The organism is Streptomyces sp. NPDC053474 (assembly GCF_044544845.1).
Lineage (GTDB): Bacteria > Actinomycetota > Actinomycetes > Streptomycetales > Streptomycetaceae > Streptomyces.
This window is the reverse complement of sequence record NZ_JBITXV010000003.1, coordinates 676543-689177: the sequence shown is the minus strand read 5'-3', so window position 1 is coordinate 689177 and position 12635 is coordinate 676543. Positions and strand designations below refer to the sequence as shown.

Here is a 12635-nt window from a genome sequence, read left to right as displayed (position 1 = left end):
GACCAGCCCCCACGCACGGACAGCCGCTAACACTCCTGACGCCGCAGAACGAACCGCGCAGCCACAACAACCAGCACAACCCACAAAAACAGCACCCCACCACCGGCGAGGGGGGTCAGGTCACCCACGTCCTGATGGGTCTGCATCAGCCGAAGCCCGGCCCGATCCGGCAACAGCCGAGCAAGCGGCCGCAACCGAGGCGCGGTGGCCATGACCCCGGAAACCACGAACAACAGCGGAAGCAGCACCCCAAGCGCGGTAAGGGACTTCCGCACCATGAACGTAAGAGCACCGGAGAGAACGGCGAGCAACCCGGCATAGACCCCCGCACCGACCACGGCACGCAAGCCCTCCCCGCTCAGGGGAAGCCCCGCGCCGAGCACCGCACTCCCCGCGAGAAGCGTCACCGCGCCGGTGGCCAGACCCCAGGCAAGACCGGCAAGGCCGAGAAGGGCGAGCTTGGCGGAGAGGAAGAGCCCCCGCCGGGGCACGGCGGCAAGGGTGGTGCGGATCATCCCGGTCCCGTACTCGTTGCCGACGGCCAGCACCGCGAGGATCACCAGCGGCACCTGCCCGAACTGCAGCCCGGTGAACGGCAGCCCCACCGGGTCGAGTTCGCGCTGCCGCCCGGCGGCCGCGGCCCGGTACTCGGGGCCGATCAGAGCGCAGAACAGCAGGCCCACGGCGACGGTCAGGGCGCTGCCGAGCGCGAGCAGGGTCCAGGTGGAGCGCACCGAGCGGAGCTTGATCCACTCGGCGGCGAGCAGGTCACGCATGGGCTACCGCCTCCTTCCGGGGGGCGTCGGTCGCGGGGGCACTCGCGCGGTACTCGGCGGCGCGCTCGGTCAGGCGCAGATACGCCTCCTCCAACGACGGCCGCACGGGCGTCAGTTCGTGCACGCTCAAGCCGTGCGCGGCGGCGACGTCCCCGACGCGGGCGCTGGGCAGGCCGGTCACGGTCGCGGTGTCCGGCTCGTCGCCGTACGCCACCTGGGCGCCTTCGGCGCGCAGGGCGGGCGCGAGCGCGTCGAGCCGCGGCGACACGAGGCGGACGGCGACCGGGCCCGCCGTCAGGAGCGAGGCCATGTCGCCGTCGGCGAGGACCCGCCCCCGGCCGATCACCAGGACGTGGTCGGCGGTGACGGCCATCTCGTGCATGAGGTGGCTGGAGACCAGGACCGTACGGCCCTCGTCGGCGAGGGCGCGCAGGAGCTTGCGCAGCCACTGGATGCCCTCGGGGTCCAGGCCGTTCATGGGCTCGTCGAGCAGCAGCACCTCGGGGTCGCCGAGGAGCGCCACCGCGATGCCGAGCCGCTGCCGCATGCCCAGCGAGAAGCCGCGCACGGGCCTGCGCGCGGCCGTCGCGAGGCCCACCAGGCCGAGGACCTCGTCCACCCGCGCCAGGGGAATGCGGTGCGTGCGCGCCAGCCAGGCGAGGTGCGCGCGGGGGCTGCGCGCCGGGTGGCAGGCCGACGCGTCGAGGAGGGCGCCCACCGTGTGCAGCGGGTCGCGGAGCTCCGCGTACGGGACGCCGCGCACCAGGGCGCTGCCCGCGTCGGGGGTGCCGAGGCCGAGGACCATCCGCAGCGTGGTGCTCTTGCCCGCGCCGTTGGGCCCGAGGAAGGCGGTGACGCTCCCGGGCGCGGCCGTGAACGACAGGCCGTCCAGGACGCGGCGGCCGCCGTAGGACTTGACCAGGTCGCGGACCTCGATCACGCGGCGGCCTCCAGGGTCAGGGTGCGGTCCACCAGGCCCGCGACCGAGGTGTCGGAGTGCGAGACGACGACGAGCGTGCGGCCCTCGGCCCGCCACCGGGCGAGGTCCTCGCGCACGGCGCTCCCGGCGGCCGTGTCCAGGCCGTTGAACGGCTCGTCGAGCAGGACGAGCCGGGGCGCGTGGGCGGTCGCGCAGACGTAGCCGAGCTTCTTGCGCTGGCCGAGGGAGAGTTCCCCGACGAGCACGTCGAACCGCTCGCCGAGCCCGAGGGCCGCCGCGCGCTCGCGCAGCCCTCCCACGGGCACGCCCCAGACGCCCGCGGTGAACCCCAGCTGCTCGGCCGCGGTGAGGTGTTCGTACAGCGGCGGCGGCTCCTGCACATGGCCGCGCAGGGCCCGCACCGCCGGGTCGCCGGGCGCCCGGCCGTCCACGGCGACGCGGCCCGCGTCGGGCGCGGTGAGCCCGGCGATGACCCGCAGGAGCGTGCTCTTGCCGCTGCCGTTCGGCCCGGCGACGCGGACGGACTCGCCCGGGGCGACGCGGGCGCTCAGGCCGCTGAGGACGTCCACCGGGCCCCGGCGGACGACGAGGTCGTCGATGACTATCACTGGAGCGCTCCGGCTTTCTGCTGGCGGGCGGGCGGTGCGGCGGCCGCGGCGGGCGCCGCCTTGGGGTCGGGCAGGTCGCGGGCCGCGACGGCGCGCAGCGCGGCCCAGGCGCCCGCGAGGCAGAGCGCGAGCAGCGCGCCGTGCGCGAGGCGGGCCGCGGTGCCGTCGGCGAGGGCCTGGCAGAGCCCGGCGCCCGCCGTGACCGGCACGGTCAGCAGGGCCACGAACACGCCCTCGGTGACGTCCGCCGCCGGAGCCCGGGTCACCCGGCCGTCGGCGAAGGCCTCGGCGCGCGGCACGCAGAAATAGGTGAGGACCGTGGCGCAGCCCGCGCCGCAGGCCACCGCGGCGAGCGCCAGCAGGGTCTGGGTCCAGGCGGCCGCGCCGCGCACCCCGCACAGCGCGGCCGCGCCGAGCGCGAACGGGCCGGTCGCCGCGCCGACCGCCGCGGCCGCCGCCCACGCCTTCGCCGCCACCCAGGCGCCCGTGGGGCGCGGCGACTGGCGCAGCGCGTCCCAGCACTCCCGGTCCGCCTCGATGCCGCAGACCTGCACGACCTCGCTCGTCGTGACCAGCGCGGCCGCCACGAACAGGGCGCCGACGGCCGCGGGGGGCAGCTGCCACACCGGCTGACCGTTCGTCACCACGACGGCCGCGCAGGCCGCGCCGACGAACACGCCGAACCGCTGGAGCCGCAGCAGTCCGCCGACGGTCTCCGGGTGCCCGCGGAGCAGCCGCAGCCGGGTCACGCGCCACACCGCGCGGTACGGGGACGCGGGCCAGGCCCCCGTGGAGCCGGTGGCCGCGCGGACGGCCGGGCCCGAAGCCGCGTCACGGCGGACGGTGGCCCGCACCCGCAGCACGGCGAAGGCGGCCAGGAGCAGCGTGAGCACGGCGTATCCGGCGAGGGCGGCGCCGAGGGCGTCCGGCTCGTGCAGGTCCGTCCACAGCTGGGGGCGCGAGGCCGTCACGGCGTTCCCGAGCAGCCGGGCCAGGTCCTGTTCGGACGGTCCCGAGCCGCCCCCGAGCGCGCGTGCGAACGGCGCGGCCACGACGCCGACGAGGCCGCCGCCCACCAGGGCGACGGCCAGGCGCGGCAGCTGCGGCACGCGCACCACGCGGACCATGAGCGCCGTCACCAGGGCCACGCGCAGGGCGACGCCGCTGACCGCCGCGCCCACCGCGTGCACCGCGAGGACCGGCAGGGCGGCGCGCCCCGCGGTCCCGGCCGCGAGCCAGGGCACGGCGATCGCGGCCGCGGCGACGAGCAGCCCCGCCGCGATCCCGGCCGCGGGGACGACGAGCCGGGCGGTCACCAGCTGGGCGCGGGACACCGGCAGCGCGTGCAGCACGCTCGCGTCGGGCGGGCTCACCAGGGCGCGGGCCTTGGTCGGTTCCGCGCTGAAGAGCTGGAACAGGAACCACAGGGCCACGGGTGTCCAGGTCCAGGTGGCCAGGTCCGTCCGCAGGTCCGGTCCCGGCGGCGCCAGGACGCCGAGGGTGCGGCCGAGCACGACCAGGGTGCCGAGCACCGCGGCCGCGCCCGCGCAGACGACGACGCGCGCCGCCGCCCGGCGGCGCCGCGCTGAAGGGCCCGTACCGGCGAGGAGGTTGAGGCGCCGCCGGGTGTCGGCGAGCCACAGGGCGTACACGGTGCGCGGCCAGGCGCCGCCGGGGCGGGCCGTCATGCCGCCCCACCGGCGCGGGCCCCACCGAACCGCTCGGCGGGGCAGAGCACGGTGGCGGGCACGACCAGCGCGACGAAGGCCGCGGCGAGCAGCTTGGGCGCCGTCGCGGACGGCAGGTACAGACCGAGGACGCCGAGCGGGGCCCACCAAAGCACCCCGCCGACGATCATCAGGACGCTGCCCCAGCGCGCCACGGCGACGAGCAGTCCGACGGCGATCAGCACCACGCCGCTGATCAGCCAGACGACGCTGAGCAGCTGGAGGACGTCGACGACGTTGTCCGGGTCGCCGCTCAGGTCGGCCGAGGCCTCGACGGCCCGGCGCGTCGCGTCGGCCGTGGCCCGGAACGCGGCGAAGTACGCCACCGCGCACACCCCGGCGGCCGCCGCGAGCACCCCGCCCGCGATCCGCACCCCGGGCCGGGCGATGCCGTCCATGACCACGGTCCAGCAGCGCAGCGCGAACTGGAGCAGCCGGGGGTTTCCCAGGGTGGCGAAGAAGAGGCGGTGCAGCATGGTTCTCCGGGGGCGGTGGGACGTCAGGAGGGGAGCAGCCCGAGCGCGGTGGCGTAGACGGCGGTGACCGCGGCGGCGACGGCGGCGGCGCGCGGCCAGGCGGCACCGGTGGCGCGGCCCGCGAGCAGCAGCGCGCAGGGCAGCAGGGGCAGCCAGGCGTCGAGGTGCGTCACCGTGGGCACGGCCCGCGAGACGTCGTGGCCGAGCGCGAGGCCCGCCACGGTCCAGACGGTGAGCTTGGCGAGGACGAAGGCGACCCAGCCGAGCGTGAACGCCCGCCGTAGCCGGGTGAAGTCGCCGCTCTCGTCCGCGGTGGGCAGGGCGCCGGGCGGCGGCAGGTGGCGGGTGGCGACCGCGCCGAGCGCGCCCACGAGGACGCCGAGCAGGCCGAGCGTCAGGACGTTGGCGAGCAGGCTGGTGCACCAGGCGATGCTGGTGCCGATGCCGATGGCGCCCTCGGACGCGCTGTCGACGCGCTCCACGACCTTGTCGTGGATCTCGCCCCACAGCGGCACGCTGAAGGCGGCCGTGGCGACGACGAGCGCGCTCACGCCGAGGGCGTGGCCGCGCCGGGTCAGCAGGCGCTGTCCGAAGGGGCCGCGCGCGGCCGGGGGCGCGGGGGTCGCGCCGGGGGCGTCGTCCTCGAAGGCGGGCAGCCCTGCCACACCGTTCGTCCTGGTGATGCCGGTCGTCCCGGTAGTCCCGCTCATGCTCCCCATCCCGATCGTGCCGCCCGTCTCAAAAGGTCTCACTGGCACCGCGTGCCCCATCGCCCGCGGCCCCATCGCCCGCGGCCCCATCGCCCGCGGCCCCATCGCCCGCGGCCCCATCGCCCGCGGCCTCACAGGCCGCGGCAGCCCCGCCCGCCGTGGCAGCCGGAGCCTTGTCGCCCGCCGCCGGGGGAGGCCCGGTCGTCGCGAAGCCCTCGGGCATCGCGAAGGCCTCGGCCAAGGCGGAAGCCCCGGTCGTCACGGGCGCCCCCGCCCTCACGTGCTCACCCATGTCTCCACCGCCGCGGCCAGGGTCAGGCCCGCCAGGGACACGCCCCACAGCAGGCACGCGTCCTGGAAGCCGAAGCGGTCCCGTGTGCCGCGCTCTTGTGCGGGCCGTCGCCCGAGTCCGGCGCGCGCCCACGTCACGAGCGGCACCAGACCGGCCGCCGCGGCGAGCGCGAGGCAGGCCAGTTCGAGGGGCATGTGCGGCAGCAGATGGCGTACGACGCCCCGCGTGCCGAGGACCGCGCTGCCCTGGCCCCAGTAGTAGCCCGCGAGCGTGCCGGTCAGGAGCGTGAGCGGGATCGTCATGACGCCGAGCGTGGCGACGCCGAGGAAGAGGGCCGCCGAGACGCCGACGTTGCGCGCGAGGATCTCCGCGAACAGGCCCCAGTCGGCCTGCTTGGGGGCCCGGCTCACCCCGGTCGGGTCCGCGGGCGCGAACCACCAGCCCGCGCCGAACGCGGCGAGCCACAGCAGGGCGCCGCTGACCACGGCGGGCCACTGCCGCCGGAGAAGTGCCGCCCCCGCGGACTTCAAGCCGCCCAAGGCCGTGGGCCGGGCGATCGGCCCGGTCGTCGTATCCATCTGCCCCCGCGTCTCCGCGTCCTGTGGTGTCGCCGGTCGGTCCCGCCGGGACCCCGCGCGTGCGGGGTCCCGGCCGGATGCGCTGCCTCGGGACTTAGGCGATGACGGCCTTCTTGCCGCCCTTCTTGATGGCCTGCTTGACGCCCCAGATGACCACGGAGCCGACGGCCAGGCCGCCGGAGACCAGGCCGATCGCCGAGGCGACGTCCATGCCCGTCATGATCGACTGGTAGACGACGGAGGCGGAGTCCTTGCTCATGTTGAGCACGTTCTTCAGGAAGAACGGGGTGGCCGTGGCGGCCACCATGAAGGCGCCGAAGACCGTGGCGGTGACGGCGGCGGTGGTCAGGGGACGGCGGGTGGCCGAGCGGTTCATGTCGCGTGTTCCTTCGGATCGATTCATTACGATCGGACGCGTGCCCGCCCCGATTGGCGCGGGGCGGGCACGTCCGTTACCGGGCCCGGCGAGAGCGCCGGACCCGGTAACGATCTTGTGGGAGAAGCGGAGCGCGCCCTACTGCCTGTTGACGGGGCCGTTCGGCAGTTACCAATGCGTAGGGGTGTTAAATGCGGACATACGAGCAGGAGTTGATCGGGCTCTCAGGTGAGCGCATCGCCGCACGTCAACGCGGCACCGCTGGGGTAGGTTGAAGCCCGACCACATATTGACGACTTCTTGACTAATGGATCGCTCGGGGGAGCCATGCTGAACGTGACGGTCGCGCACCACCACCCGTTGATCCGCAGGGGGCTCGCGCAGTCCCTCGCGGACGGCGGGGAATTCACGGTCACCTCATACGGAGACGTCGACGGAGTGCTCGCGTGGGTGCGGGCCCAGCCGGACTCGGTCGTCCTGGCGTCGCGGATCCTGCCCGGCATCGACCGGCTGCTCGACGCGGTCAGGGGCGGCGAACTGCCCCGCGTCCCCGTCGCACTGCTCGGCGAGGCCGCCGTCACCCGCCCCACCGTCGTCGGCGTGCCGCCCGGCGTCTCCGGCTACCTCCCGGAGGACGCCGACGTCCGCGCCCTCACGCACGCCGTGCACACCCTCGCCTCCGGAGCCGCCGTGCTGCCCGCCGCGTGGATCCACCGCGCCGGCGCCACCACCGTCCGGGCCGAGTCCCGCGAGGCGTACAGCGGGGCGCCGCTCTCGCTGCGCGAGCGGGAGGTCCTCGCCCTGGTGGGCGAGGGCCTGACGAACCAGCAGATCGGCCGCCGCCTCGGCCTCAGCGCCGGGACCGTCAAGTCCTACATCAGCGCCGTGTACGCGAAGTGCGGCGTGGACAACCGCGTCCAGGCCGCACTCCTCGCCCACGGCATCGAGGTCTCCGCGGCCTAGGCCCCCGAGGCCCGCTCGTACGGCGACGGCACCGGGAAGTACGCCGTGAGGAACGCCCGCAGGGCGAGGGCCGACTCCTCGTCCGACACGTCGCCGCCGGGCGTCTCGCCGATGCAGAACGCGGTCTTGGCGCGGGACTGGAGCAGCTGCCCGAGGCGGGCGTGGTCGGCGCGCTCGGCGATGTCCACGAAGTCGTACGCGAGGGAGCCCGGCACGGCCCGGCCCGTCAGATACGCGTAGTGCTGGAACAGCGACGAGACGACGGAGTGGTCGCCCGCGCCCCGGAAGGGGTTGCGGGCGGTCGCCGCGAGCTCGTCGTCGTACCGCTCGGCCAGCTCCGCGAGGACGTCGCGCCGCAGCGCGTACGGCACGTGCAGCAGGCAGTGCGTCGCGGTGCGGCCGAAGTCGCGGCGCAGCAGCTCCCGGTTGTTCTTCGCGGCGGCCAGATAGCCCTCGTCGGCGGCGGACACCGGCAGGTCGGGCACGGACACCGACGACCAGAAGAACCGGGCGAGCCCCGACGGCAGGAAGAACGTGTCCGGACTCGTGGGGCGGCCCAGGAACATGTCGTCGTTGAAGTACAGGAAGTGCTCCGACAGGCCCTCGATCCGGTGCAGCTGGGTCTCGATGGCGTGCGAGTTGAACGTCGGCAGACAGCCGTCCGGGTCCGCGAACAGGTCGCGGTGGTCCACCACCGTCAGACCCGGGTGGTCCGCGTCCAGCCACGCCGGGACCTGGCCCGCCGTGACCAGGTACACGTGCCGCACCCAGGGCGCGTACATCGCGAGGGACCGCAGGGAGTACCGGAGTTCGTCGCGGTTGCGGAAGCGGACCGCGCCGGTGTCGGCCGACGCGCCGTCGGCCCCGCCGCCCAGGGCGGCGGCGCGGGCCGCGCGCCAGGCCGGGTCGGAGTCGTCGACCCAGGTGTAGACGGCGTCGACGGGGAAGTCGACGTCCTTCATGAGCAGCCGCGCGAACACGTCGAGGCTCGGGTACTCCCGCGCCCCGACCCGCAGCCGTGCCGTGGGCGTCAGGGACGGCAGCTCGGCCCCGGCGAGCGTGCTCCCGAACGGCGCCCGCCACACCCGCCCGCTCCCCTCCGGCTCGCCGGTGCGCGTCCAGAACGCCACCGTGCACGCCTGCTGCACGCCGTGGCGCAGCGAGAGCGTCGTCGTGGTGACCGGCTTGAAGACCTTGACCCCCGCCATCTCGCCGACGCTGTCGAGGCGTTCGGCGAGCACCACGCCGGGCGCGGCGTCACGCGGCGCCACCAGCTCGGCGTACACCGCCCGGCCGTGCAGCGCCTCGGTGAGCGCCTTCAGGGTGGCGTCGCGGTGGTCGTCGGCGACGGCGAGGGTGTACGCGGTCGCGCCGCCGCCCGTCCGCACCAGGACGTACGGCACGTCCCGCGCGTCGAGGGCGGCCGCGGTCAGGTCCAGGTTCCAGGCGGCCATGTCGGCGGTGCGGACGTCGTCGCGCCGTTCGGCGAGCCGCCCCACCGAACGGATCAGACCGTCGTCGGCCGCCAGGATCTCCTCCTCGCGGGCCCGCTCGTCGGCGGGCGCGGGCGCGTCGAGGGTGTGCGGCGTGGTCGGCCGGAAGCCCGGGCCGCCGGACGCGACGCCGAGCGCCACCCGGTCCGCGCGCTCCGCGAGCCGCTCGGGCCGGTCGCGGCCCGCGACGAGCCGCGCGTACAGCTCCTCCCACATCGCGGTCACGCGCTGGGACGAGAAGCGGGCGTACACGCCCTCGCGGGCGGCCCGCGCGTACCCGAGCCGGGTGGCGTCGTCGGACATCAACTCGTCCATGGCGGCGGCGAGGCGCTCGATCTCGCCGGGCGGCACGAGAAGGCCGTCCACGCGGTGCCGCACGATCTCGGCGGGCCCCGTCAGCACGTCGTACGCCACCACCGGCACGCCCGCCGCGAGGGCTTCGAGCAGGACGAGCGGGAACGCCTCGTTGTGGCCCGCCGTCATCAGGGTCAGGCCCGCCTTGGCCCACTCGGCGGCCATGTCCTGGCAGGGGCCGAGGAGTTCGATCCGGTCCTGGAGGCCGAAGGCGTCCACCAGGCGGCGCAGGCTCGGCTCGCGGTGCCCGCCGCCGAAGATCCGCAAGGTCCAGTCCGGGTGCGCGTCCGCGAGCCGCGCGAAGGCGCGGACCGCGTGGTCGACCCGCTTCTCGCCGGTGAGCCGCGCGGCCATCACGATGACCTTGCTGCCGCCGTCGGCGCGCGGCCTGAAGCCGTCGGGGACCGCGTTGGGGATCACCGCGAGCTCCGGCGCCGTCGCGCCCAGGGACTCCGCGATCCACTCCCGGGTCCGCTCCGTCAGCGTCACCAGGGCGTCCAGGCGCGGCGCGAAGAGCAGCAGCGGCTCACCGGACGGGCCGCGGCGCTGGGTCGGCCGGTGCTCCTGGTGCACGGTCACCACGCGCCCCGGCACCAGCCGCACGGCCGCGGCGAGCAGCGCGGGCGTCGTGGTGACCAGGACGTCCGTGTCCAGCTCGGTCAGCGCCGCCGTCAGCTCCACGTCCGCGAGCCGGTCGAACGCCGACTCCCAGGAGCGCGCGATCAGTTCGCTGGGCAGCGCGGCGAGCGCCCGGCAGGCCGCCTCGTCGAGCCGCGAGCCGCGCACCGGCCGCTCCGGCGTCACCGTGCGGTCCACCAGATAGCGCACGGCCAGGCCCCGCGCCTCGGGGAAGAACGGCTCGGTCCGGGTGCGGAAGACCGAGAGGACCTCCACGTCGTGCCGCTCGGCCAGGTGCAGCGCCTGGGTGTACGTGGCGAGTTCGGTGCCGCCCATCTCGTCTCCCCAGCCGAGGAGGTACGTGATCTTCATGAGGTCTCCTTCTGCTCCAGGTCCCGCCCCAGGTCCAGACAGGTCACGGCGAACGCGCCGGACGCGGTGACATGCGGATGGGCCCGCACCAGACCGCCGCCCTCCAGCGCGACGAGCCGGAACGGCGTCGGGAACGCCGACGGCAGATCCCGTACGTCGGTCAGCCAGCGCCCCAGCGGCAGGTCGCCCACGCGGAAGTCCCACACCCACTGGCCGGGCCCCGCCCCGGCCATCGCCGCCAGCGGCAGCGCGAAGCGGAACCGGTCGCCGTCCCACTCGGGCCGCACCGGCACGGCCAGGCCGTCCCGCCGCCGCACCGCACTGACCTGCTGCGCCGCTCGTGCCTTTGGGGCCGCTCGTGCCGTTGGGGTCGCTCGTACCGCGACCATCCGGCCGTGCACCGTGATGCCGTCCCCGCGCGGCTCGAACCGCACCAGCTCCGCGCGCGGCCGCGACCGCGTGACCTGCACCGCGGCCCGCCCGCCCCGGCAGCGCACGAGCCGCAGGAGCGTGCCGGTGCGCGGGTGCGGGGCGTGGGGGAGCGTCGGGCCCGGCGGCCCCGGTACGTCGGCCAGGGCCAGCCCCTGACGGCGTACGCGGCCGTCGGCGCCGGCCGTCTCCACCGTCAGGCGCCACACGCCCTCGCCCAGGACGGGCCCGGCGCCGCCCTCGCCCGCGGTGGCGTCCCGCAGGCTGACGGTCGCCGTGAGCAGCGCCGCCTCCGCTTCGTACGCGAGCGGTACGCGGAAGCGGCGGGGGCCTCGGCTGATCAGGAGCCGCGCGGGGGCCGGGGGCGGGGTCGGGGCGGGTAGGGCGAGGTTGAGGGTGCGGCTGTCCCTGAGCGACAGGTGGACAGGGGCGAGCGGGGCGTCGCCGCCCCGGCGCTGGCGGCCCGCGGTGGCTCGCTCCGCCCGGAACCTGGCCCGGCGTGCGGCCCCCCGCGCCCTCCGGGCAAGCCCCCCGACAAAAAAGGTCTGCATCGCCCCACTTTGCCCCCTCCCCACCCTCCCCCCACGGACCGCCGCGCCTACCCCGGCCCCACGGGCCCGGCCCGCCGCGCTTCCCCTGGCCTCACGGGCCCGGCCCGCCGCGCTTCCCCTGGCTTCACGGGCCCGGCCCGCCGCACTTCCCTCGGCCTCACGGACCCGGCCCGATGTCCCTTCCCCGGCCTCACGGGCCCGGCCCGCTGCGCTTCCCCCGGCCGCACTGGCCCGGGCCGCCCCCCTCCCCGCTGCCGCAGCGGGCTTTCCCACCCGCCCACCCATGCCTGCCCTGCCTTGCCGGGCTCGGCCCCGACGCGTGGCGCTGCGGCCCGCCGGGTGCCACCACCGCTGCCGCGGCGGGTCCTCCCACCCGCCCACCCGGATCTCCCCGGCCTTGGGGGGCCGGACCCCGACGCGTGGCGCTGCGGCCCGCCGGGTGCCACCACCGCTACCGCGGCGGGTCCTCCCACCCGCCCACCCGGATCTCCCCGGCCTTGCGGGGTTGGGCCCCGACGCGTGGCGCTGCGGCCCGGCACCCGCCACTACCGCGGCGGGTTTGCCCACCGGCCCCCCGCCCCTCCCCGGCTTCGCGGGGCAGAACCCCGACGCGTGGCGCCCACGGATCCCCACCGTCGACGGGCCTTTCCCACCCGCCCACCCGAATCTCCCCGGCCTTGCGGAGCCGGACCCCGACGCGTGGCGCTGTGGCCCGGCGCGCCCGCCACCCACCGCTACCGCGGCGGGTTTTCCCACCCGCCCACCCGGATCTCCCCGGCTTCGCGGAGCCGGACCCCGACGCGTGGCGCTTGCGGGTGGCGCCCCACGGATCCCCACCCCCAACCCGGGCGGGGGCGGGTGGCGGGTCCACCCCGCGCTGAGGGGCGTTGCCGTCTCTCGGCCATGCCGGTGCGGGCCCGGTGCCTCAGGGGCGGGGGCCGCCTCGCGTGTTCGGGCGCCCGGAGGTGGGCGGCTGCCGCTCCCCGCTGTGGGCAATCGTCCCGCAGGGTGAGTGGGGCATCCTCTGCTCGGGCGAAGCCGGGAGCTTGGGGCAGGGTGGGCACAGGCATCAGTCGCCGCCCAGCCGTTGTGCCGGGCAGGGCCGTGCCTGTGCCTTGGCTTGCACCGGTGCGGGCCCGGTGCCCCCGGGGCGGGGGCGGGGCACGCCCCGCGCGTTCGGGCGTCGGGCGGTAGGCGGCCGCCCCTCCCCGCTGTGGGCAATCGTCCCGCAGGGCGAGTGGGGCATCCCCTGCTCGAGCGGAGCCGAGAGCTTGGGGAAGGGTGGGTACAGCACCAGGTGCCGCCAGGCCGTTCAACCGGGGCGCAAGCCCAGCTGCCGCGCAGCCATAGCGCAGGGTGCGGCCAGCCCAGC

At 76.2% G+C, this 12635-nt stretch carries 11 protein-coding genes; 1 reads left to right on the top strand and 10 read right to left on the bottom strand.

Going from position 1 to position 12635, the window contains the following annotated elements:
- Nucleotides 1-26 precede the first annotated feature (26 nt).
- The 8 genes from ACIG3E_RS09825 to ACIG3E_RS09790 all read right to left on the bottom strand — a co-directional run bounded on the left by ACIG3E_RS09825 (nt 27) and on the right by ACIG3E_RS09790 (nt 6483).
- Nucleotides 27-776: an ABC transporter permease gene (locus ACIG3E_RS09825; protein ID WP_399613464.1), complete on the bottom strand. Its 750-nt coding sequence runs from the start codon at nt 774-776 to the stop codon at nt 27-29.
- A complete protein-coding gene (locus ACIG3E_RS09820; RefSeq protein ID WP_399613462.1) occupies nt 769-1716 on the bottom strand; it encodes an ABC transporter ATP-binding protein in 948 nt (315 codons plus the stop codon). The genes ACIG3E_RS09825 and ACIG3E_RS09820 overlap by 8 nt, the downstream gene beginning before the upstream one ends.
- Entirely contained in the window at nt 1713-2324 is a 612-nt protein-coding gene (locus ACIG3E_RS09815) for an ATP-binding cassette domain-containing protein (RefSeq protein WP_399613460.1), read from the bottom strand. The genes ACIG3E_RS09820 and ACIG3E_RS09815 overlap by 4 nt, the downstream gene beginning before the upstream one ends.
- The gene (locus ACIG3E_RS09810; RefSeq protein ID WP_399613457.1) at nt 2321-4012 is read right to left on the bottom strand and encodes a hypothetical protein; all 1692 of its coding nucleotides are present in this window, start codon (nt 4010-4012) and stop codon (nt 2321-2323) included. Before ACIG3E_RS09810 ends, ACIG3E_RS09815 begins: the two co-directional genes overlap by 4 nt.
- Nucleotides 4009-4527 (bottom strand): hypothetical protein, encoded by a 519-nt coding sequence (locus ACIG3E_RS09805; protein ID WP_399613455.1) that lies wholly within the window; start codon nt 4525-4527, stop codon nt 4009-4011. The genes ACIG3E_RS09810 and ACIG3E_RS09805 overlap by 4 nt, the downstream gene beginning before the upstream one ends.
- A gap of 23 nt (nt 4528-4550) precedes the next feature.
- Nucleotides 4551-5237, bottom strand: coding sequence for a hypothetical protein (locus tag ACIG3E_RS09800; RefSeq protein WP_399613452.1), 687 nt, complete (start codon nt 5235-5237; stop codon nt 4551-4553).
- A gap of 276 nt (nt 5238-5513) precedes the next feature.
- Nucleotides 5514-6107, bottom strand: coding sequence for a stage II sporulation protein M (locus tag ACIG3E_RS09795; protein ID WP_399613450.1), 594 nt, complete (start codon nt 6105-6107; stop codon nt 5514-5516).
- A 94-nt stretch (nt 6108-6201) separates the two neighbouring features.
- Nucleotides 6202-6483, bottom strand: a complete 282-nt coding sequence (locus tag ACIG3E_RS09790) for a hypothetical protein (RefSeq protein WP_399613448.1) — start codon at nt 6481-6483, stop codon at nt 6202-6204.
- 327 nt (nt 6484-6810) lie between these two features.
- On the opposite strand from ACIG3E_RS09790, the gene ACIG3E_RS09785 reads away from it, so the two are divergent.
- A complete protein-coding gene (locus ACIG3E_RS09785) occupies nt 6811-7446 on the top strand; it encodes a LuxR C-terminal-related transcriptional regulator (RefSeq protein WP_399613445.1) in 636 nt (211 codons plus the stop codon).
- Here the strand turns inward: ACIG3E_RS09785 and ACIG3E_RS09780 are convergent.
- Together ACIG3E_RS09780 and ACIG3E_RS09775 are read right to left on the bottom strand one after the other, a co-directional pair.
- Nucleotides 7443-10283 (bottom strand): stealth conserved region 3 domain-containing protein, encoded by a 2841-nt coding sequence (locus ACIG3E_RS09780; RefSeq protein ID WP_399613443.1) that lies wholly within the window; start codon nt 10281-10283, stop codon nt 7443-7445. The two genes, ACIG3E_RS09785 and ACIG3E_RS09780, sit on opposite strands and share 4 nt — an antisense overlap.
- A complete protein-coding gene (locus ACIG3E_RS09775; protein ID WP_399613441.1) occupies nt 10280-11263 on the bottom strand; it encodes a hypothetical protein in 984 nt (327 codons plus the stop codon). Before ACIG3E_RS09775 ends, ACIG3E_RS09780 begins: the two co-directional genes overlap by 4 nt.
- Nucleotides 11264-12635: the final 1372 nt, after the last annotated feature.

What these genes read in the sequence shown, in the direction of transcription:
- ACIG3E_RS09805 (WP_399613455.1), bottom strand. Translation starts at nt 4,527, where the DNA reads ATGCTGCACCGCCTCTTCTTCGCCACCCTGGGAAACCCCCGGCTGCTC.
- ACIG3E_RS09790 (WP_399613448.1), bottom strand. Translation starts at nt 6,483, where the DNA reads ATGAACCGCTCGGCCACCCGCCGTCCCCTGACCACCGCCGCCGTCACC.
- ACIG3E_RS09795 (WP_399613450.1), bottom strand. Translation starts at nt 6,107, where the DNA reads ATGGATACGACGACCGGGCCGATCGCCCGGCCCACGGCCTTGGGCGGC.
- ACIG3E_RS09775 (WP_399613441.1), bottom strand. Translation starts at nt 11,263, where the DNA reads ATGCAGACCTTTTTTGTCGGGGGGCTTGCCCGGAGGGCGCGGGGGGCC.
- ACIG3E_RS09780 (WP_399613443.1), bottom strand. Translation starts at nt 10,283, where the DNA reads ATGAAGATCACGTACCTCCTCGGCTGGGGAGACGAGATGGGCGGCACC.
- ACIG3E_RS09800 (WP_399613452.1), bottom strand. Translation starts at nt 5,237, where the DNA reads ATGAGCGGGACTACCGGGACGACCGGCATCACCAGGACGAACGGTGTG.
- ACIG3E_RS09785 (WP_399613445.1), top strand. Translation starts at nt 6,811, where the DNA reads ATGCTGAACGTGACGGTCGCGCACCACCACCCGTTGATCCGCAGGGGG.
- ACIG3E_RS09825 (WP_399613464.1), bottom strand. Translation starts at nt 776, where the DNA reads ATGCGTGACCTGCTCGCCGCCGAGTGGATCAAGCTCCGCTCGGTGCGC.
- ACIG3E_RS09810 (WP_399613457.1), bottom strand. Translation starts at nt 4,012, where the DNA reads ATGACGGCCCGCCCCGGCGGCGCCTGGCCGCGCACCGTGTACGCCCTG.